16 protein-coding genes are annotated in these 22,942 nt (G+C 33.9%); 14 read left to right on the top strand and 2 right to left on the bottom strand.

The features are described 5' to 3' along the window. The first annotated feature begins 140 nt into the window (after positions 1-140). The 14 genes from ACR1PN_RS04405 (at position 141) to ACR1PN_RS04340 (ending at position 21,416) form a co-directional block, all read left to right on the top strand. Positions 141-2,282, top strand: a complete 2,142-nt coding sequence (locus ACR1PN_RS04405; RefSeq protein WP_433979033.1) for a peptidylprolyl isomerase — start codon at positions 141-143, stop codon at positions 2,280-2,282. A gap of 127 nt (positions 2,283-2,409) precedes the next feature. Continuing rightward, positions 2,410-3,360: an MlaD family protein gene (locus tag ACR1PN_RS04400; protein ID WP_378179240.1), complete on the top strand. Its 951-nt coding sequence runs from the start codon at positions 2,410-2,412 to the stop codon at positions 3,358-3,360. A gap of 13 nt (positions 3,361-3,373) precedes the next feature. After that, positions 3,374-4,705, top strand: a complete 1,332-nt coding sequence (locus tag ACR1PN_RS04395; protein WP_433979032.1) for a 4Fe-4S dicluster domain-containing protein — start codon at positions 3,374-3,376, stop codon at positions 4,703-4,705. 89 nt (positions 4,706-4,794) lie between these two features. Next, positions 4,795-5,580 (top strand): (Fe-S)-binding protein, encoded by a 786-nt coding sequence (locus ACR1PN_RS04390; RefSeq protein ID WP_378179234.1) that lies wholly within the window; start codon positions 4,795-4,797, stop codon positions 5,578-5,580. A gap of 31 nt (positions 5,581-5,611) precedes the next feature. After that, positions 5,612-6,742 (top strand): hypothetical protein, encoded by a 1,131-nt coding sequence (locus ACR1PN_RS04385; RefSeq protein ID WP_433979031.1) that lies wholly within the window; start codon positions 5,612-5,614, stop codon positions 6,740-6,742. A gap of 24 nt (positions 6,743-6,766) precedes the next feature. Beyond that, positions 6,767-7,255 (top strand): hypothetical protein, encoded by a 489-nt coding sequence (locus tag ACR1PN_RS04380; RefSeq protein WP_378179228.1) that lies wholly within the window; start codon positions 6,767-6,769, stop codon positions 7,253-7,255. A 174-nt stretch (positions 7,256-7,429) separates the two neighbouring features. Beyond that, a complete protein-coding gene (locus ACR1PN_RS04375; protein WP_433979030.1) occupies positions 7,430-8,572 on the top strand; it encodes a glycosyltransferase in 1,143 nt (380 codons plus the stop codon). Then, on the top strand, positions 8,569-9,828 hold the full coding sequence (locus ACR1PN_RS04370; protein ID WP_433979029.1) for a lipopolysaccharide biosynthesis protein: 1,260 nt from the start codon (positions 8,569-8,571) through the stop codon (positions 9,826-9,828). The genes ACR1PN_RS04375 and ACR1PN_RS04370 overlap by 4 nt, the downstream gene beginning before the upstream one ends. A gap of 64 nt (positions 9,829-9,892) precedes the next feature. Then, positions 9,893-11,794, top strand: coding sequence for an asparagine synthase (glutamine-hydrolyzing) (gene asnB, locus ACR1PN_RS04365; protein WP_433979028.1), 1,902 nt, complete (start codon positions 9,893-9,895; stop codon positions 11,792-11,794). Positions 11,795-11,828: 34 nt separating this feature from the next. Next, positions 11,829-12,335: a hypothetical protein gene (locus tag ACR1PN_RS04360; RefSeq protein ID WP_433979027.1), complete on the top strand. Its 507-nt coding sequence runs from the start codon at positions 11,829-11,831 to the stop codon at positions 12,333-12,335. A 91-nt stretch (positions 12,336-12,426) separates the two neighbouring features. Beyond that, positions 12,427-13,695: a serine--tRNA ligase gene (serS, locus tag ACR1PN_RS04355; RefSeq protein WP_433979026.1), complete on the top strand. Its 1,269-nt coding sequence runs from the start codon at positions 12,427-12,429 to the stop codon at positions 13,693-13,695. 277 nt (positions 13,696-13,972) lie between these two features. Next, entirely contained in the window at positions 13,973-14,416 is a 444-nt protein-coding gene (locus ACR1PN_RS04350) for a hypothetical protein (protein ID WP_433979025.1), read from the top strand. Positions 14,417-14,422: 6 nt separating this feature from the next. Further along, positions 14,423-20,893 (top strand): RHS repeat-associated core domain-containing protein, encoded by a 6,471-nt coding sequence (locus tag ACR1PN_RS04345; RefSeq protein WP_433979024.1) that lies wholly within the window; start codon positions 14,423-14,425, stop codon positions 20,891-20,893. Further along, complete coding sequence (locus tag ACR1PN_RS04340) at positions 20,853-21,416, top strand: hypothetical protein (protein ID WP_433979023.1); 564 nt, start codon at positions 20,853-20,855, stop codon at positions 21,414-21,416. The genes ACR1PN_RS04345 and ACR1PN_RS04340 overlap by 41 nt, the downstream gene beginning before the upstream one ends. A gap of 304 nt (positions 21,417-21,720) precedes the next feature. Here ACR1PN_RS04340 and ACR1PN_RS04335 read toward each other — a convergent pair whose 3' ends face one another. Continuing rightward, positions 21,721-22,482: a sulfite exporter TauE/SafE family protein gene (locus tag ACR1PN_RS04335; RefSeq protein ID WP_433979022.1), complete on the bottom strand. Its 762-nt coding sequence runs from the start codon at positions 22,480-22,482 to the stop codon at positions 21,721-21,723. After that, on the bottom strand, positions 22,473-22,925 hold the full coding sequence (locus ACR1PN_RS04330) for a FixH family protein (RefSeq protein ID WP_433979021.1): 453 nt from the start codon (positions 22,923-22,925) through the stop codon (positions 22,473-22,475). The genes ACR1PN_RS04335 and ACR1PN_RS04330 overlap by 10 nt, the downstream gene beginning before the upstream one ends. Positions 22,926-22,942 lie beyond the last annotated feature (17 nt).

Genomic DNA, 22,942 nt, shown 5'->3' with positions numbered 1-22,942 from the left:
TGTTAATCATCAAAAAAATACGGTCAAAATTTCCATTTTAAGAGTATTTGAATTTTAAAAATTAAAAAAACGACTTATATTTCTGTAATTTCTTAAAAATGTGTATTTTCGCACACTGATATAAAAACTATATTTATAAAATGGCAATTTTAGGACAGATTAGGAGTAAACCTTGGCTTTTGATGGGCGTTATCGCATTGGCACTTTTAGCCTTTTTGGTAAATCCTGATAGTATTGATAAGGTTTTTGGAAAAAACCCTGATGTTTTAGGAAAAGTAAATGGTGAGAAAATTACCCGTGAAGAGTTTAACGACCAGCTTTTTGTATTACAACAACAGGCAGAGCAGCAAGGACAGCCGAAGAACGGTCTTGAAGAGCAGGCTTGGCAATTATTGGTACAATCAAAATTAATTAAGCAGCAGTTCGAAAAAATGGGCTTTGAAATGACTGATGATTTGTTCTGGAGCCAAATTCAGTTCGATCAGATGTTTGCTCAGAACCAGCAGCTGTTTGATGAAAAAGGAAACTTCAAACTTCAGGAGCTTAAAAAAGAAGTTGAAACTTTACAGAATACAAACCCTGAAGCATACAATCAATGGTTGAAAACTAGAAAAACCATTGAATACAGAATTATGGCAAGACAGGTTTTTGCTAATATTTCTACTGGTATCACAATAGGAAAAAAAGAAGCAGAAGAATTAATGAAAGAAAGAGATCAGCTTGCTGATATCGATTTTGTGAAAGTTGATTATGCTTCTTACCTTCAGAAAAATAAAATCAAAGTTACGACTGAAGATTTAAAAAAATACATTGATCAGCATCCTGTGCAGTTTAAAACCGAGCCAAGCAGAAACTTAGGGATTGCATTTTTTCCTTCTCAGCCAAGTCCTGCCGATGAAGCTGCAGTACAAAAAGAGATTACTAAAATTTTCTCTGGAGGTACTGATGCGAGCGGAGGTAAAGAAAACTTCCAGAACACAACAAATGATTCAATGTTTGTGATGGCAAATTCAGATATGCCTTACAACAATGCATATGTGACAGCACAACAAATGCCTCAAGGATTACAGGGTAAAATTGAGACTGCTGCAATCGGTCAGGTTTTCGGACCTTACAAAGAGCAGAATCTTTATGTGCTTTCTAAATTAGTTGACAAAAAGCCATCTGACTCAACTTTGTCGAATCATATCTTAATTGCTTACAAAGGTGCTGAAAGATCTACTGCAACAAGATCAAAAGAAGAAGCTAAGAAAATTGCTGACAGCTTAATGGCTGTAATTAAAACGAATCCTGCAAAATTTGCTGAAGGTCTTAAACTTTCTGATGAACCAGGTGCAGTGGAAAGAAAAGGTAGTGTGGGCTGGACGACTCCTCAAAGTCAGTTTGCTCCTGGATATTTAGCATTTTTAGCTAATAACCCTAAAGGGACAACCGGTTTAGCGGAAACAAGTTTTGGTTATCATATCATCAATATTGAAGATAAAAAGTCAGGAGAAATGGGCTATAAAGTGGCTCACATTGTAAAAACAATTAAGCCTTCTGAAGCTACAGAAGCTGAAGTTGATAAAAAAGCCAGAAGATTTATCCAGCAAATTCAAGGTAAATCTTTCAACGATTTCGTAAATATTGCTAAAAAATCAAACTACCAATATTCTAATGCGAAAGCGGCAAAAAGATTTGATGGTCAGCTACAAGGTTTAGGTACTGATAAGGATGGTGAGATTATCGCATGGGCTTTCGATAAGAAAAGAGAAAAAGGAGATACTGAATTTTTTACAGTTGAAGGAACAGGTGATAAAGTAGTTGTTTACTTAAACGGAAAACAAGAAAAAGGTCTTGCAGATCCTGAATCTGTAAGAGATCAGATTGAAACAGTTGTTCAGAATAAACTGGCTGCGAAACAGATTTCTGAAAAAATCGGAAAAGCAGGAAGTTTAGACCAAGTTGCTAAAACTTTTGCGACTACAAAGCAATCAGCTCAGGTAAATATGCTTAATCCTTCTGTGGCCGGAGCAATGGAGCCTAAGGTTGCAGGTGCTGCTTTTGGTATTGCAAAAGGTAAAGTTTCAAATCCGATTGAAGGTGGAACAGGAGTATATGTAATCGTTAAAAAGAACGAAACTCTAAACAAACAGCCTGGTGATGCGAAGCAATTTGCAGAGTCAGTTACTCAAAGAAATGCAGGAATGTTTGGTCAGGCATGGTTAAAGAGTTTGCAGGATAACGCAGATATCGACGATTATAGAATCGAAATCTGGAGCAAATTGGGAACTCAACAGTAAGATCATCATTATTGGAATATAAAGCGTCAAATTATTTTGGCGCTTTTTTTGTATTTTAGGCAGAGCAATAAAGAGAAAGATTAACTTAAAATGTGCTATATTTGCTACATTAGAAAAAATTTAACAAGTGAAATTCAGTAAAGAATTAAAAGCTGGTTTAATCGCACTTCTGGCCATCGTCGGCTTTGTGATTTTATTCCAATTCATGAAAGGCAGAAGCCTTTTTACTACCGATAATATATTTTACGCTAAATATGATAATGTGGAGGGATTAACGCAGTCTGCTCCTGTTTCCATTAATGGTCTTAAAGTAGGGCAGGTTGATAAGATCATTCCTCAGACGACCAAAGATGGAAAAATACATTTTGTCGTAAAAATAACGGTAGATAACAATTTTGAATTTTCAAAAAATTCCAATCTCGAGATTTTTGAACCGAGTTTAATGGGCGGTAAGGAGATGAGGGTGAACTTATTTTATGGTGGGCCAACTGCAAAAGATGGTGATACTTTGAAAGGCGCTTTCAAACTTGGGATGATGAACAGTCTTTCTTCTCAGGTTGGTCCTGTAAAAGATCAGCTGCAAACTGTTTTGCATAGAGTAGATTCTTTGATGGCCAATGCCAATCAGGTCATGAATGCTCAGAACAGGGAAGAAATCAAAATTTTGCTTCATAATCTGAATAAAACAGTTGGCGCATTGGAAACGACTGCAGGAAGTGTAAACAAATTGGTTGGAAACAATGATCCTAAGCTTCAGAAAGTTTTAGACGAAGCAAGCCTTACCATGAAAAGTGGAAAGGTAACCTTAGATAAATACGGAAATCTTGCGGAAAGTATTGATACAAAACAATTGAATCAGACAATTGCAAATCTTGATCAGACGGTCGGAAAACTGAACAGTGTTGTAGCCGGAATTGACAGAGGTGAAGGAAGCTTAGGTAAAATCATGAAAGACGATCAGCTGTACAACAACCTGAATTCTGCGTCTACCAACCTGAATTCATTAATTGAAGATATGAAAGCCAATCCTAAGAGATACATCAATTTCTCGGTTTTCGGTAAGAACAGTAAAGACTAAAAAAAACATAACCATGCAGTATCTTGATAATGTACTTTTTCTGATTTTGCTGATTGCGGGTTTCGGTCTGTTCGGAAAAAGCCTTATGAAAATCTACAGAAACATCAGATTAGGAAGAGAAATTAACCGAAGCGACAGGAAAGCCGAGCGATGGGAAACAATGGCCCGTGTTGCAATGGGACAAAGCAGAATGACTGCAAGACCAGTTGCCGGAATTCTTCACCTTTTCGTGTACGTTGGTTTTGTTATTATTAATATCGAGTTAATCGAAATTATCGTTGACGGAATCTTCGGAACACACCGTTTCTTAGCAACTGTTTTCGGACACGGTTTCTATAGCTTTTTCACAGCAACTTTGGAAGTTTTAGCCCTTTTGGTAATTGTCGGAGTGGTGACTTTCTTTATCCGTAGAAATTTTTACGGCGTGAAAAGATTAACGATGAAAGAGCTTTTCGGATGGCCTAAGAATGATGCAAACTGGATTCTGATTATTGAATTTGCTTTAATGGTTGCTTTCTTTACGATGAATTCTTCTGATTTTATCTTACAGCAAAGAGGTGTTTTAGCAGCACACGGAAGTTTCCCGATCAGTGAAATGACATTGGTTCCTTTTCTTGAAATTTTTAGTTTCGATAATGGATTTCTAATTTTTGTTGAAAGAGGAGCTTGGTGGTTTCACTTTATGGGCATCCTGTTCTTCATGAATTATCTTTATTATTCTAAACATTTGCATATTATTCTTGCATTTCCGAGTACCTGGTACGCTAATCTTGATTTGTATGGAAAATTCAATAATCTTGCATCGGTAACCAAAGAAATCAAGTTAATGATGGATCCGAATGCAGATCCTTATGCTGCTCCGGCAGAAGGTGCAGAGGAAGCTCCTTCGAAATTTGGTGCAGAAGATGTTTTTGATCTAAATCAGGTTCAATTACTGAATGCATATTCTTGTACAGAATGTGGAAGATGTACTTCGGTTTGTCCGGCAAATATTACAGGTAAAAAACTGTCTCCGAGATTGATTTTAATGAAAACGAGAGATCGTCTGGAAGAAGTTGGAAGAAATATTGATAAAAACGGAAAGTTTGAAGACGACGGTAAGAAGCTGTTAAACGATTATATCACGAAGGAAGAACTTTGGGCTTGTACAACTTGTAATGCTTGTACACAGGCTTGTCCGGTACTTTTGGATCCGCTTTCGATTATTTTCGAAATGAGAAGATTCCTGGTGATGGAACAATCTGCTGCACCACAGGAACTAAACCTGATGATGACCAACGTAGAAAATAATGCCGCACCTTGGCAATACAATCAGGCAGATCGTCTGAATTGGGCAAAAGACTAACTAGATAATTAATCAGTTTGAAAATTTGAAAATTGGTTGTTCTGCACATTTTCAAATTCTCAAATTCTCACATTTTCAAATTGAATAAAATGGATTTCAATATAAAAACAATGGCGGAATACGCAATGGAAGGTAAGTCTCCGGAAGTTCTTTTCTGGGTAGGATGTGCCGGAAGTTTCGACGACAGAGCCAAAAAAATAACCAAAGCTTTCTGCAAAATTTTAAATAAAATTAATGTTGAATTTGCTGTTCTCGGGCAGGAAGAAAGCTGTACCGGTGATCCAGCAAAACGAGCAGGAAACGAATTTGTTTTCCAAATGATGGCAATGACGAACATTGAAGTTCTGAATGCTTATGAAGTGAAGAAAATTGTTACGGCTTGTCCGCACTGTTTTAATACTTTAAAAAACGAATACCCGAATTTAGGTGGAAATTATGAAGTGATTCATCATACTCAGTTTTTAAGACAACTGATGAACGAAGGCAGACTAAAAATTGAGGGCGGATCTTTCAAAGGCAGAAGAATTACATTTCACGATCCTTGCTATTTAGGAAGAGCAAACGGTGAATACGAAGCTCCGAGGGAGCTTTTGGAAAAGCTTGATGCTGAATTAATTGAAATGAAACGTTGCAAAACCAATGGCCTTTGTTGTGGTGCAGGTGGAGCGCAAATGTTTAAAGAGCCTGAAAAAGGGAATAAAGACATCAACATTGAAAGAACTGAAGAAGCTTTATCTTTTGAGCCAAAAGTTATTGCCACAGGCTGCCCATTCTGTAATACGATGTTGACCGATGGTGTAAAGCATTTCAATAAAAATACGGAAGTAGAAGTAAAAGATATTGTAGAGCTTCTGGCAGAAGCTGAAGATCTATAAAAATTTTTCTGAAAGGGTAAATCTTGACTTTATGAAATTAAAATGGGGTTTATCCTTTCTTTTTTTTATTTTAGGCGTAAGTTTTCTTACTTATTCCTGTTACCAGAACAGAGTCTATGATTGGGATATGCCCGGTTATTTAGGAAGCGTTTATTCTTGGGAATTTCCCAATGACGCAAAGAAAGTTCAAGAAAAAGTATATTCTGATATTCAAAAAGAGGCTTCAAAAACTGAATTTAATGACATTCTTCATTACAATCATGCCAACGAAGTTTTCTATACCGACTATAAAGCATTTGGTGAGCAATTGCCTTATTATCAGATAAAAGTAGGATATAATGCAGCAGTTTATGTCTTGTATAAAATAGGATTTACAGGTCCTCATGCTGTTCTGTTAACGAATATTTTCTCCTATTTTATTGCAGGATTGCTTCTTTTTTATCTGGTGAAATTTCTATTCCCTGAAAACTATTTCATGGCCCCATTAATTTCACTTTTCATTCTATGGTTTCCTCCGGTGAGAAGCATGGCTGAAAATCCTACACCCGATACTTTTTTGTTTGTTTTTACATTATTGTTTACGATAAGCGTTTTGCAGAAAAGAAAATCTATTGTTCAATTCTTAATTCTTGTATGTTGTGTATTAATAAGACCTGATTATATTCTTTTTGCCGCAACTTATCTTTTTGCAGTATTTGCTTTTAAGTATTTTACTGAGAGTAAAAAATTAGAATATTCTTTAATTATTCAAGGGTTTTTACTGGCTGTGATGTATGTAGCGATTATCAAATACTATAATTATCCGGGATGGAAAGATTTGTTTTATGACAGCTTCTTTTACCGAAGACCGATAATTTCAGCTGAAAAAGCTGATTTCACATTCAAAAGATACTTTGACTTTCTTATTTTTAAACTTGTTAATTTTAAAAAAATCAGCTTAGCTTCGCTTATTTTATTGGGAGGAACATTCTACTTTTCAAAAGAAAATTGGATAAGAATTTTAGCGGCATTATTTTTTATCAATATTTACATAAAATTTATATTCTTTCCGGATAGTGCCAATTTACGGTTTTTCATAGGTTTTGTGATTCTTCTTTTCATTGTATTTCTCTATGCCATCAGTAAAAAATACAATGGTCTTCAACTCGGGAAAATTGCGTAATTTTACTTTTTAAATTTATCCGTAATGAAAATTGAAGAATCTAATATTGTTGAAGCAAACGATTATAGAGTTATTATATATCCCGCATCAAGACCCTTTACGACGAAGGAAGCCAAAGTGATTACCGAAAAACTATATGACTTTCTTGCTGGTTGGGCGGCGCACGGAAAGCCACTTTCATCATCCTTTAAAATTGAGAAAAACCAGTTTATCATTATTTGTGTAGATGAAGAAAAGGAAATGGCCTCGGGATGCAGCATTGATGCACTTGGAAAGGTTATGAGAGAAATTGATGAAGAATATCAGTTGGGTTTATTCGACCGAATGAAAGCGAGTTTTGTCGAAAACGGAGAAGTAAAAACGTTGAAGCTTTTAGACTTTAAAAATAAAATCAGAAGCGGTGAAATTTCCAAAGACATTGAAGTTTTTGATTTCTCGAAAAATACGTATCTGGAATTTATTGGGAATTTCTTGTTGCCATTCAATAAAAGTTGGGCGGTTACCATCAAGTAATTCTATCAGAAATAACTAAAAATCCTCTTGGTTTCTTGTTGCAGAAGCTAATGAGGATTTTTTATTGAAAAAAATTTTAAGAGAGTCTATTTTATCCTAAAATCAAATTTATTAAACCTCAAAAATCTGCTAAATCAGCAAAATTAGCGAGAAATGAAAGCTTAACGGATTAATATGGCAAAAATTCTATTCTTAACCACTGCGCATCATTATAATGACGACAGGATCTTTTTCCATCAGGCGAAAGAGTTGGCTGGTCGTGGTTTTGAAGTTAAGATCTGCAGCTTGACATCAGATTTTAAAGATAAAATCAGCGGTGTTGAGATAGAATCTTTTGATGTATTAGATCATTCGCTCAAAACAAAAATTGAAAAATTTACACAAGTTTGCGATTCTTTTCAGCCGGATTGTATTGTTTGTTCAGAACCAATTGCCGTATTTACGGCTAACAAATTCATTAAAACTAAAAAAGCAAGCATCATTTACGATATTACGGAATGGTATCCCGCCATGTCGATGTTTCAGAATTATAACTTTCTGATGAAGCTGGTTCATGGATTAAAATTTTTCCTCATCCAATTGTATGCAGGTTTCCTAAGCACACATTTTATTTTTGGTGAAGAGACGAAGAAATTTCCACTGGCGTATTTTTATCCTTTTAAAAAGAAAATAATTCTTCCTTATTATCCGCATGAGAAATTTGTTTCAGAAAACATTAAAAAACTCAATTCCGAAGAAATTACACTTTGTTATACCGGAGCGATTTCAGAAGATAAGGGAATAGGGAACTTTTTCAACGTGATAGAAGAACTTAAAAGAAGAAATTCTCAACTGAATATTAAGATTCTGATTGTAGGCTCAACAAGAAGTGATGCTGATCAAGAATATTTTGCAAAAGTTCTTGCTAAATCTTCTATAAAAAACATTGAAATCAGAAAACCCGCATCGTTCGAAGAATTTACAAGCTCATTTGCTGATGCAGATATTTGCTTTGATTTAAGAAATTTTAATTTTGAAAATCATCATTCGCTTCCCATCAAGATTTTTTATTACATCGGAGCAGGAAAACCTGTTATTTATTCAGCTTTAAAAGGAATCAAAAAACATATGGATATTTCAGGGTTTGGATTTTTAGTTAATCCGAAAAACTCTGCGGAGATTGCAGATTTCATTGATAAATATCTAAAAAATCCCAAATTATACGGTCGTCACGCAGCAAATGCAAGAAAAGAATTTACAGAACATTATAACTGGAACGTCATCAAAAATTCTTTTGTTACCTTTATTCAGAATTCTTTACCAAAAAGCAACAGATGAAACAGCTAAAAGTTGTTCAGACTTTCATTTCGAGGTTTCTCATTTTGATATTAAGCTTTGGCTTGGTCATTTTTTCTACAAATATGTGGGGAAGTGAAGGAAAGGGAACGATCTCGATTGTCATTGCAAATGTTGCAGTTGTCAGTTTTTTCAGCAGTGTTTTTTCGGGAAGTAGTACTTCTTATTTTGCACGGAAGTTTAAAGTAGGACAGGTTTTACTTTATTCTTACGCATGGTCGGTCATTACAGGGATTGCAGTTCCTTTACTTTTTAGTTTTGCGGAAATTCAAACTCATTATTTGTACGATCTGATCGGTATTTCTGTATTGTCATCGCTTTTGTCGACCAATATCAATTTATTTATCGGGACGCAGAATATCAGACTTTTTAATGTTTATACGGTTTTACAGCAGCTTGTTCATGTTTTATTTATCATATTTCTGATTTACATTGTCAAACTAAAAGATGTTTCAGCTTACTTTTTAGCACAGATTTTTTGTCTACTATTTCTATTTCTGACCAGTCTTTTTTTTATTTTAAAAAAATGTAAACGCTCTGAATTTTCTTTCTCAAAAGATGTTTTCATCAATATGTTTGAGTACGGCTGGAAAACCCAATTCAGCGCCTTTATTCAATTTCTCAATTACAGGCTTTCCTTTTATTTTCTTGAACATTTTGAAGGAATTGCCGCAGTCGGAATTTTCTCCATTGGAATCACCTTTTCTGAAGCGATCTGGACGATCACGAGAAGTATTGCCGTTGTCCTTTATTCTGACGTTGTAAACAGCGAAAGCAGAGAAGATTCTATTTTGAAAACCAAATCTTCACTAAAACTTTCGTTTACCTTAATGTTTGTTTTTGTTATAGGAATTCTCGTTATTCCGGGTTTTATTTATACGCAGATTTTCGGCGAAGAATTCAGTGAGACCAAACAGATTATGCTTTTGCTGTCGCCCGGAATTTTTGCCATTGCAGTCAGTGATATGATCGGATATTATTTTTCGGGGATAAAAGAACTCAGAATTTTAAATATCAAATCAATAATCGGATTGTTGGTTACTGTTGCCTGTTCATTTTTAATCATTCCGAAATGGGGAATTTTGGGAGCCTGTTTGGTAACCACTTCTTCCTACATCGTTTCAGCAGGAATTTTATTCTGGAAATTTTATCAGTCTACCGATTTTAAGATTAAAGATTATATCATTTCGAAAGAGGAGATCAATACTCTATTTAAAACATTTTCAAATAAAAGCTAATGCATTTCTTGGTCTAAATTAATGTCAAATCCTTACTTTTACCATTCTAAAAAAAGCTTTAAAAATGTGCGGAATCTGCGGTTATTATTCATTTAAGAAAGAAATTTCTTCTAAAAATATTTTAGCGATGAATAATGCGATCCGTCACCGAGGACCGGATGATGAAGGTTTCTGGATTTCTGATGGCTTCCAAAGTGAATCTTTTTCCGGAAATGATTCCACGCAGAGAATTAAAGAAATTTTTCCTGTTTTAAATGAAAGAAATTCAAAAATTGCTTTAGGTTTTCGCAGGCTTTCGATTCTCGATTTATCTGAAAAGGGTCATCAACCGATGCTTTCAGATGATGGAAAAATTACGATTACTTTCAATGGAGAAATTTATAATTTTAAAAAAATCCGAAAAGAGCTTGAAAGTTTAGGTTATCAATTTAAAAGCAGTTCAGATACAGAAGTTATTTTAAAATCTTACGAAGAATGGGGAACTGAAATGTTTTCTAAATTCGACGGAATGTTTGCGATCGCTTTAGCTGATTTAAACCAATCTAAACTGATTCTTGCAAGAGACAGAATGGGTTTGAAGCCCTTGTTTTATTTTAAAAATGATGATGTTTTAGTTTGGGCGTCTGAAATAAAATCTATTCTGAAAAATGAGTTCATTACACCTCAAATCAACTGGAACGGAGTTTATACAAACTTTCTTTTTCAGACGACTTTAGCTCCGGAGACCTGTTTTCAGGATATCTATTCATTAGAACCGGCTTCTTTTTTAAGTTTAGATTTAAATAATTTTAAAACATCCGAAGAATTTTACTGGAATTTTCCATCTGTTAAAAATGAAAATATTACCGAAGATGAAGCAGTGGCAAAAGTTGACCAACTGCTTTCTGAGAGTGTAAAAGAGCAGCTTTTTGCCGATGTTCCTGTTACAAGCATGATGAGTGGCGGAATTGATTCTACTTTAATTACTGCAAAATCAAAACCTTTTAAAAGTGATATTAATGCATTTACCATTTCTTACCAATTTTCTGAAACTGAAGTTGAAAATGCCTCTTTGTTAGCCAAAAAAAATGATATTGATCATCATGTGAAAAAAGTTTCTGATGATGAGATTTTAAACCAGCTGAAAGAAAATATTCAGCATTTTGAAGAACCTTACAGTAGTCTTGAAGTGTTGATGAATGCTGCAGAATATGCAAAAGAATTAGGTTTTAAAGTTGTTCTAAGCGGAAACGGAGCCGATGAACTTTTTGCAGGATATTCTCATTCTTTAAAGCTCAATAAATGGCTTTTGATGAGGAATTTCAATTTTGTCCGTCATTTTATTTTTACCAATGATGATTTTTCAAAAAAAGTAAAAAACTATTTTTCTCAGGATGGCATGCTGGATTTTTTCCGCCAAAGTCAGGTCGGGATGAAACCTTTGGAAGCTAAGAGTGTTTTTGCTAAGAATATTTTTAATTTAATTAAGACTGATTTAAATGATAAAAAACTTTCTGAAACGAAAAATTATTATGGACTTTTTGAGTATGACATGAAATATTCTCTGTCTTCGCATCATGTTTTCAGGGATGATCTGAGCGCGATGAAATACGGTGTTGAGTTCCGTTATCCTTATCTGAGCAATGATCTGATCGATTATGTTTCTATTTTACCCGAAAAATTACGATATAATGGAATTCAGAATAAACCATTGTTAAGAAAAGTAAGCGAGAAATATCTTCCTCAGGAAATTCTACAGATGCCGAAACGGGGGTTTTCTTTTCCACTTGCGCATTTCATTAAAACCGAATCAAAAGTTAGAGACTTTATTATTGAGAATTTAAACAGTTTGAAAAAGAGAGGTTTTTTCAATACAGATATTATTGATGAATGGTGGAACAATCAAAAAAATGAGTATGACTGTGTAAAAATATGGCAATTGGTTACTTTTGAGCTTTGGTATCAGAAATATTTTGAAAATCACTAAACTTATTTTTCATGAATATTTTATCTTTGTGCAAATGAAGAAATTATTTCCCTTATTAATGCTTTTCGGTCTTACACTTCTCAGCTGCGGAAGTGATGAAGATTCTTTGCAGAAGATTGACCAGATATTTAATCTTTATATTCAGGATTCTTCGGGGAAAACCATGCTGAATCCTTCAAAAATAGGCTCTTTTACAGGAGTTTCTTTCAATGATGAACTGGCAGATAAAGATATTGCCAATGTCAATTTCAGTCGCAAAATGCTTGAGGATTCTACCTACTATATTGAATATATCGCCGGAGCAACAAGAAAATTTGTAAATGATGAGCCGGATGGAAGTAAGATATACAGATCTCTAATCGAAGTTTCTTTAACGAAGAAAATATCCGACACACAAAATGATCCTGTGGTTATTGATAGTATGGAAATATTTTACCGATCCTCACCATCTGTCTTTGAAGTTTCCAGAGTACTTTATAATAATCAGCTGGTTTTTACAAAGGTTCAGGATCAGCCCAACACGGCTACAATCACAAAATAAATCTTAAATTTGCACGAACGGTTCAAAGTTCAGGGTTCAAAGTTCAATGTAACTCGACCTTAAACCTTAAACTTTTAAACATTAAACTTTTATGTTACAGGTTAATTTTTTGCGCGACAATAAAGAACGCGTTTTAGAAGGTCTTAAGAAAAGACAATTCAAGAATCTTGAGTTGGTAGACGAGGCTATCGTTACCGACGAAGAAAGAAAGAAAATTCAGTTTGAATTAGATTCGCAACTTTCCGAGATCAATAAGATTTCCAAAGAAATTGGTATTTTAATGAAAGAAGGTAAAAGAGAAGAAGCAGAATCATCCAAATCTAAAACAGCACAGTTCAAAGAATCGAGCAAAGAATTACAGTCACAGCTTGAAATCAAAGAAAAAGCTTTATTAGACATCTTATACCAGATTCCAAACATTCCTTACGAATTGGTAAAGGCAGGCGTTTCTGCGGATGACAACGAAATTATTTATCAGTCTCATGATGTGGAAGGTTTGGGAGAGGGAGCTATTCCTCATTGGGAACTGGCAAAAAAATACAACCTGATTGATTTTGAATTAGGAGTGAAAATAGCCGGAGCAGGCTTCCCTGTTTATTTCGGGAAAGGAGCGAGATTGCAGAGAGCCTTGGTTCAGTATTTCTTAGATAAAAATACAGATGCAGGTTATCTTGAGGTAAATCCGCCTCACGTTGTAAATGAAGCATCGGGTTATGGAACAGGACAGTTGCCTGACAAAGAAGGGCAAATGTACTACGTGAATGCAGATGATTTATATTTGATTCCAACTGCTGAAGTTCCGGTAACGAATTTATACCGTGATGTTTTGCTGGATGAAAGGGATCTTCCGATTAAAAATACGGCTTTTTCTCAATGTTACAGAAGAGAAGCGGGAAGTTACGGAGCTCACGTACGAGGTCTTAACCGTCTTCATCAATTTGAAAAAGTGGAAATCGTAAGAATTGAAAAACCTGAGAATTCTTATGCTGTACTAGAAGAAATGGTAGAACACGTTAAAGGAATTTTGGAAGACCTTGAATTGCCTTACAGAGTATTGAGGCTTTGCGGAGGTGATACAGGTTTTGCTTCTGCAATGACTTACGATTTCGAAGTGTGGAGCGCAGCTCAGGAGAAATGGCTGGAAGTAAGTTCAGTATCCAACTTTGAAACATTCCAGGCAAACCGACTGAAATGTCGTTACAAAGCAGACGGAAAATCTCAATTGGTGCATACCTTAAACGGTTCTGCAATGGCATTGCCGAGAATTATGGCAGCTTTGCTTGAAAACAATCAGACTGAAGAAGGTATTAAACTTCCTAAGAAAATCGCTGAATATGCGAGATTTGAATTGATTAATTAATTTTAATAAAATTTTCATATAAAAGCCATCCGATTCGGGTGGCTTTTGTTGTTTGGACGTTTATTTTGAAAAGTTATTGCTGTATATTTTCTAGATATAAAAATTATTGGCAAATCAAATCATCGTAATTCTATGTTGGGCATACGAGAGGCTTTCTAATAAAAACTTAATAAAGTATATGTTAAAATAGCAAAATTTTAGATGAAAAATTTTATTATTTCTTAAAATTTGTTAATTTAGTATAAGATTAATATCCACCGGAGCCAAATTATAAATTATGAGAAGATTTTTCCTTACCCTCTTAGTAATTCCTTTTGCCAACATTTTAATAAAATCTCAAGAAGTGGTCTTTGACTACGATGAAGCGGGAAATCAGATTTTTAGAGGTTTGTTAGGAAATAAAAAACAAGCCACAGAAAATAAACCGGAAGTAAAATCGATTGCTCCCTTGGCTCAGTCAATTGCTAATAAAATAAAAGTTGCTCCGATTCCGGTCAAGACAGATTTAAATATATTTTGGGATAATGAGATTAGCAATTATATAAAAAAAATAGATCTACTTCCTTATAATGCATTCAATATTATAGAAACAGTAAATATCTCGAATTTAAGAACTAATTCTTATGTTTTTAAGATGAATCATCTTAGTTATGGTGTATATTATTTAAAGTTCTATTTAAGCGACGGCACTATTTACACTGCAACAGTAACGAAAAACTAATCACAAATGAAGAAAATATTTATTTTATTAATAATAGGAGTATTCAATATAGTTCTTGCACAAAATTCTTACATAGCAAACTTTCATGATACAAAAGGCAATATTGAAGTAAATCAGGGTGGACAATTACAATTCACCTTACATATTGATTTACCAAAAGGTTTAAAAGAAGTTTCACCAAATATTTCATTAGTTTATCAAAGTAATTCCGGTAATGGATTGGCGGGATATAACTGGAATATTTCTGGAGTTACTTCTATTTTAAGAACTGGTAAAACTATAGAGAAAGACGGTGAGCTGAAAGCGATTCAGTTAGATGATTCAGACTATTATAGTTTCAATGGACAGAGATTGATTTTAAAATCTGGGACTTATGGAGGTGATGGGGCAGAATATGTAACTGAACAATATTCTAATATAAAAATTAAATCACTAGGAAGCTTTAATCCTATATATGTACAAATGAAAGGTCCTGTAGCTTTTGAAGTAACTTTCGAAGATGGTTCAACAGCCTCATATGGGAGTTATCAGTATACTGGATCTCAATCTTTATATAATGCTACAACTCCATCAGAATATAATATTACAAGATGGCGTGACGCTCAAGGAAATACTATTTACTATAAATATATTCAGAATGGTAATGTTGCCGTATTGTCATCCATACAATGGGGTGGAAATGATGTAATAAATAAACCTAATTTAAATGAAATTATCTTTGACTATGTAGATAGAAATTTAAATGAACAATCACATGTTGGAGGAATATCTTTTTCTCAAACCAAAATTTTAAAAGACATTACGGTTAAATCAAACAATTTACAATATAAAAAATATGTCATAACACATTCTAACAATCCTTCCGGTTACCAACTTATAAGTTCTATTACAGAATATAACTCAAGTAATGAGCCAGCAAATCCTGTAAGTTTTACATATACTACTCCGAGTTCAGCTCAAATTGATTATTATGGAGTTTTATCTAATAATCCAGACTCATTTGATGACATTAAATTTAGCGGAGATTTTAATGGTGATTCATATGTAGATTTTTTAATGTCTAATGGTGTTTTAAAATTAGGAGCATTCAACGATAATTACTCTAATATAAATACCAATAAAATTTTTGATTCCAGAGCACAGATGGTGAATACTCTATTGGATGAGAATGGAGAAATTTATAATGGAAATGGAATTATCGAATATGAAAACGGAAAAATTAACGGATATATTTTCAGAAATAATACTTTTGAAAAGGTATTCGAGAAATCTGTACTGGAAAGTGCTTATTGCCCGGAGTGCAATGTCACCAACTATAAAATTCAGGAACTTGATATTGATGGTGATGGAATTTCAAATTTAATAACAACGTTAGATTACGACTGTCCTTCAGTAGTTGAACCGCCTGTAATTACTCCATGTCCCGATCCAAACAATCCGCTAAAGCCCTGCTTAGACCCCAACCCAACCGACCCTGGCGCAGGTTTAAAATCAAAGCCTGGTCTTGGAGATTTAGTATGTATTGATCATAGTAGAAAATTCATTGTAGATTTAAAGGATCCTAACATACCGATTATTGAATATGCTGAATTAGGAATTACACCTGAAAATACATCTAATGAGAAATTTTTAGATGTAGATGGAGATGGGAAAGTAGAGTCTATTAATGTTTCTAATAGCGCATATACCGTATTTGAGTTTGTTAAAACTGGAGCAAATTCCTATATAAAACAAGTAAAATATTCAGCTAATTTGGCTGAACCTAAAGATCCTGATTTCCCTGTGCTATTTGGTGACTTTAATGGTGATAACAATGTTGATTTTGCTATACCCACTACCAATAACCAAAATGCAGATAATTGGAGATTTTACATGGGGACAGATATTGGTTTTCAAAATATTTTAAAAACAAATTTTTTATTATACAGAAAACCTGGTCAGGAAAATACTTGGTCTCTTATCAATCATCATTTTTATTCAGTGTCTGATGTTAACAAAGATGGAAAATCTGATATTGTTTTTGTCCACTCAAAAAATAAAGTTGGTGGAGTTAGTAACAGTGGTAATGCTTTATGGAGGTCACTGCAATATGACGTTAAAACTTTACAATCTAAAGGAGGAACGGAGTTTATCAACGCTTTTAACAGCACAAGCCCATCTTACACTGTAGGAGGTGGTGAATATGGCTTATTTCAACCATTAATTTATCCAATCAAGTCTAATAATAATTATTATGATATTTTCATATTCAAAAATACTCGGGTTCACAAATATAAAGCGCAAACGTCTTTAGCAGAGCTGTCTCAAATTAGATCGATATATCAAGCTGGACTAACCACCAACATTATTTACAAAGAATTGAATTCTGATACAGATTCCTATTTTTATCTAAAAACGAAACCTGAAACTTATCCTTACTTCTCATTAAAGAGAGTTGACAAAAGTTTTGCTGTTTCACAATTACAGCAGGGAAATCGAAAACAAGATTTTCTTTATCGTGGTATGACAGGACATATGATAGGGAGAGGAACACTAGGTTTTTTAAAGACAGCCCGTTCTAATTGGTATGCTGATGGCTTCGAAAACACAATCATTTGGACAGGTCAAGAAATTAATCCTCAAAATTTTGGGTTACCTGTAAAGGATTGGTCAATCAAAACAAGTTCGAAAAGTAACGTCTTTCCGCAGGATTTGTCGGTTAACAATAATCAGCTTCTTTCATTAAAACTTACACAATATTCTCATCAACAATTAGGCAACAATGTTCACGTAATCTTACCTAATATTATTACTGAGAAAGATTTTTTAAAAAACATCACCTCTGTCAGTACAATAACATATGGTAATTATTATTTACCTGTATTTACTGAAGTTAATATTAATAATAGTTTTGCAAAAAAAATATCAGAATTACATTACATTCATAATCCAGGAGGGATAGGCAGTAATTACTTTGTGGGAAGACCTGACTGGAAAGAAGATATTATATATGCCTATAATGATACAGCAAAATCAAAAGAGGTTTATTCCTATAATAACAATCTTCTACAATCTCTAACAAAATTCAATAAGGATTATTCCGGGTGGATAAAAGAGCAATACCAATATGACAATGTTGGTAATATAACAAAAAAGACAACCACTAATAGTGCTGATGGGCAGACTACCATAATTGAAGATGAATATGATTCAAGTTTGAGATTTGTTTTAAAGAAAAAAGATAATCTTGAATTAGAAACCTATTTTACTTATGATAATTGGGGTAGAATATTGACTCAAACTGACCCATTCGGAAATACATCAACCAATGTTTATGATAATTGGGGAAAATTAACATCAAATACAAATGATCTAGGGGGGACAACAACCTATAATTTTGAAAAATTCGAAATTCAAGGTATTTCTGGAACTAAGATTACAGAAAACCTACCTACTGGGGATATAAAGGTTGGATTTACAAATGTTTTAGGACAAAATTATAAGAATATTATAAAATCTTTTAATCATGGTAATTACACTGTAAAGGAATCTTCATTTGATGTGCTGGGTAGAAAGACTGCAGAATGCGAACCTTACGAAGTTACAAGCATCAGTCCTGAGCCTACAAATATAAATTCTTCTACCTGGAATATAATTTCTTACGATGATTCCGTTTTTCCTGCTAAAGTAACAGCTCACGCTTTTAATAACGGTAAAGTTTTACAGACAAGTATAACTGGAAATACTGAAAGTATAGTGGAAATTAATGGATATGGCAGAACTACTTCAAAAACTACAGATGCACTTGGGAATGTTATTTCTTCAACTGATGCCGGTGGAACCATAACATTCTCTTATAATGCGGTTAGTCAAAACATCAGTGCTAATTATCAAGGGAATTCAGTCACTATAATTTATGATGTCTGGGGTAGAAAATCTACTTTTAATGATCCCGCAAATGGAACCTATACTTATAGCTATGATGGTTTCGGTAGTATAAAAAAGATTAAAAGTCCAAAAGGAGAAAAGAACTTTACTTATAATTCTAAAGGTTTACTTAATCATATCACTGAAATATCAAATGATGGTATTTCGACAAATAAAAATATTGAGTTAGCATATAATTCAAAAGGGCAATTAATCTCTAAGCAAGGAGAATCTAATAATAAATTTTTCACACATACATATGAATATTACCCAAATGGAAGGTTGAAAAACGACATAGAAAATTTTGATGAAAAATATTTTTTTACTGAAGATATATCTTATGATAATATTGGCAGGATTCAGAGCTACCATAAAGGAATAAATTCCAATGGTGATCTCACAAAGGTCACTGTTGATAACATTTACTCAACATGGAATGGGGAAATGAGACAACAGAAAGATCACGCTTCCGGTGTTGTCCTGTGGCAATTGGGTACAACAAATGCAAAAGGATTAATTACTCAGGAAAATCTTGGCGGAGCAAGGATTTACAATACTTATGATGCATTTGGTTTTCTTACCAATACAAATCGTTATTTTCACCCGACACTTCAAGGACAGCCATCATTAAGCTTTGTAAATATTGATTATTCTTTCAACGCCATTAAAAACGAACTAAATAGCAGAACTTATAATGCTGTTTTTAATATTCAGGAAACGTTCAGCTATGATAACAATAATCGTCTGACCAACTGGACGAATCCTATCAACAATCAAATGTCATATAATGATTATGATATTAAAGGCAGAATAATGCATAATGACCAGGTCGGAGATGTAGATTTTGCCGGAAACAGTCAATATCAGGCTACTAAAGTAAATCTTAATCAGCAGGGACAAGATAATTATCAAATCAATGGAGTAAGTAAGCTTCTACAAATGATTTCTTACAACGAAAATAATGACCCTCTTAAAGTTGATGGTACTGAATTCGACTACGAGTTTGGATATGGTTTGACACAGTCCAGACAGCTTATGTACTACGGACAAAATTTTGATGGATCTGAACATGCTAGATTTACAAAATATTATTCCGAAGGAAATGACTTTGAAATTATCAAAAATAATGAGTCGGGACAGGAAAAACATATTATCTATATAGGAGGGTCGCCTTACGAAAGCGAAATTATCTACATAAAATCCTTTGAAGGGGGAAAAGCATATAATTTTTTACATAAAGATTATTTAGGAAGCATACTTGCCATTACAGACGGAAATAAAAATGTTTTAGAGCAACGTCATTACGATGCTTGGGGCAGATTTACTCATCTAAAAACAAATGGAAATATTCTTGTTTCGGAGAGTGGTTTAGAAGATTATTTAAAAGAAACTTCTCTTAATGAAGGTGGTCTTATTATAGATCGTGGTTATACTTCGCACGAACATCTTTACGGAGTTGAGCTTATACATATGAATGGACGCCTATATGACCCATTATTAAGGAGATTCTTAAATGCCGATGAAAATATACAAGATCCATTTAATACTCAGAATTATAATAAGTATGGATATGTAATGAACAATCCGCTAATGTATAATGATCCGAGCGGTGAGATGTGGTTTGCTACTCCGTTTTTAGTTTACGTGATGTTGACGGTCAAAGCTGCAGTTATAGGAGCGGCAATTGGTGCAGGTGTTTATATTATTCAAGCTGCAATAAATAATAATTTCTCATGGTCTGGTTTCACAAGATCTATTCTTACAGGTGCCATTACCGGTGCAGTATCAGGTGGTCTAGGACAAGTATTCAGTGCTTCCGGGTTTTGGGCGACAGTTGGTAATGGTGCTCTGGTTGGGGCAGGAACAGGAGGAGTTTCTTCTTTAATTAATGGCACTAACTTCTTAGAAGGATTAACAAAAGGAGCTGTGATTGGGGGTGCTGTGGCTGGAGCTAGTTGGGGAATAAATAAGTTCTTCAGTAAGCCAGATATTTCTCAAGATCATTATTTGCCTGACAATACAAATGGAGATATTCCATATGATCCAGTAAATAAAGAATACATCAGTAAGTATTATGAAGACAATCTAAATGATGCGGATAAATTAAAATTAAAGAATGCTGGTTATAAAAAAGTATATTTTAATAAAGGTAATGCTAAAACATTCGCACCTTCAGGATGGAAAGTTGATAGTGATGGTAGATTTGTAGGTGATATTAAAGGAAAAACAATAGAAGCTCTTGGTATTACCAGAGATGGGCGTGTGTTTCTTTCTCCCAAAGCTCTTAGTAACAAAAAATTATTTGCTTTTGTCTTACATCATGAATATGGTCATGTTATGCTTGACGATGTTGATGAATGGATAAATATTGCTTTTGTTGGTAATGATTTTGCCTCACATATTCCAATTTCAAATTTGGAAAACGAGTTTGTAAAAATTAATGGATTATCAAATTTAAATTTTATTAGTAGGCAAGTGAATAATGAATTAATTAATGTTTTTAAACAACAACCAATGTATCAAAGATGGTATGAAAAAATTAAATTTTTGGCTAAAAAAGTTAAATTTTAAAATATTTTTAATTTTATCTTTCTTTTCGCTATTATCATGTGATAATAGTGAAAAGGTTATTGTAGAATATAAATATACTCCTAGTAATAACCAACTTTCAGCAGTATATTTTAACCAATCTGATAAAGATTATATTTTAATAATTCCTAAAAAAATTTTTTTAAATCCTTATAATTTAGGAAAAGAAATACATGGTATGGATGGACTACATTTAACAAAAAAAGGAGAAGTAATTTTTAGTCAAGAGCTTTATAATAAAAGTATAAGTAATGTTCATTCAGATTTTTACTTCATATTACCTTTAGAAAGAGAATCAGAATATTTATTGCAATATCAATTAAATGATAATTTAAGCCATACAAAATATAAAAAATATAAACTACACTTAGTTAACATTAAAGATTTTGAGAGTCCTATCTTTAAAAAAGATTATAAAAGTTTCCAAAAAATAAAATATAAACAATATATACCCTATATAATGGAAATAAAATATAAAGGAGATACAATTTTATCAACTAGATAATTAAAAACCCTCCCGATGTCGCGGATTGGTAATCCGTGACTGATATACCAAAAACCCTTGCAAAATTTGCGAGGGGTTTTGTGTTTTATGTAGCAGCAATATTTTTCTGCAGATAATCTTTAAACGTTTCATAGAAACGAAAGTTTCAATGAGCTTTAGGAGGATGTTTCCTCGATGTTGCGAATTTATAATCCGTGAGCAACAATAAAAATCCCGATGTCGCGGACTACAGGTCCGCGACCATAAAATAAAGAGGCTGTCCAAAAAGTTTGGACAGCCTCTTTTACATTTACCTTAAACAAACCTAATGACACGTTGCAGGATTATGCCGATGATTCGGATCCGTATTATGACAATCAACATCGTGTCCCGGAGAAACTTTCATGGCTTCGGCTCTTGGAGAAATGTAAGGAATACCCAATTCTAAACCTCTTAATATAAAAAGTCCACCCAAAAGGATCATGAGAACGGGGATGGCTTTTAAAATTTTTGTTCTGAAGGCTTGGTTAACGAGATTTCCGACCAAAACAACGGTAAACATAAACGGAAGTGTACCCAACCCGAACAATGCCATGTAAGAAGCGCCCTGCCAAATACCTCCACTTGCCAGACTTGCTGTGAGCGCCATGTAGACCATTCCGCAGGGAAGAAATCCGTTAAGGATTCCGGTAGTGAATCTTGAGCGGTAATCAGACTTCTGAAGCAATTTTCCTAAATTGGATTTAACTTTAAAAAGAAATTTGGAAATAAAAGGAATTTTTGATGCAAAATCTTTTCCGCCAAAAGAAAATAATGCCATGATAATCAGCAAAACACCCACTGCAATGGTAAGATACTGTTGAAAACCTGCCATCTCAAATCCTTCACCAATAATTCCTAAAACCGCTCCCAGAAAAGCATAAGTAAATATTCTTCCGAACTGATACGTAAGATTCTGAAGATAATAATTGGTTGCCTGTTTTTTGGTTAAGCCCATCGACAGCGCAATAGGACCGCACATTCCGATGCAGTGAAATCCGGATGCGAAGCCTAACCCAATGGCTGATATGATGTGTGCTATTTCCATATCACATCGTAGTCGAGGCGGTAGTCGGTTTTGTCTTTGTTCCAGGTCAGTCTTAACGTATAATTTCCATTTTTCAGAACGGCTGGAGGGATGGTGAAAGAATTGGCTGCATCCAGAGTGATCTCTTTTTTAATGTCTAAATTCTGATCATCCGAACGGTTCAGCACGAAGCTTACTTTTGTATTGGTATTGTTGATGTCTGCAGGAAATTTGATGGTAATTCCGGAAGTGCTTTGAGAGTAAACAGGCTTTTCTTCAAGGTCATCTGCTCGCTTTTTAGCATCAATTACATTTTGATACTGAAGCTCTTCTTCGTAATATTTGTCGGTTACCATTTCAGAATTTTTCTGCCCATTCGGAAAAAGAAAAACCATTGACAGAATAAATATAATGAATGAGGCAAGTGCTAAAAAAATACCGTGTCCCCAAGTAAAATTTTTCATAACTGATAAGATTTATG

This window comes from Chryseobacterium sp. RLHN22 (genome assembly GCF_051011795.1).
GTDB lineage: Bacteria > Bacteroidota > Bacteroidia > Flavobacteriales > Weeksellaceae > Chryseobacterium > Chryseobacterium zhengzhouense.
This window is presented reverse-complemented; position numbering and strand designations above follow the sequence as displayed.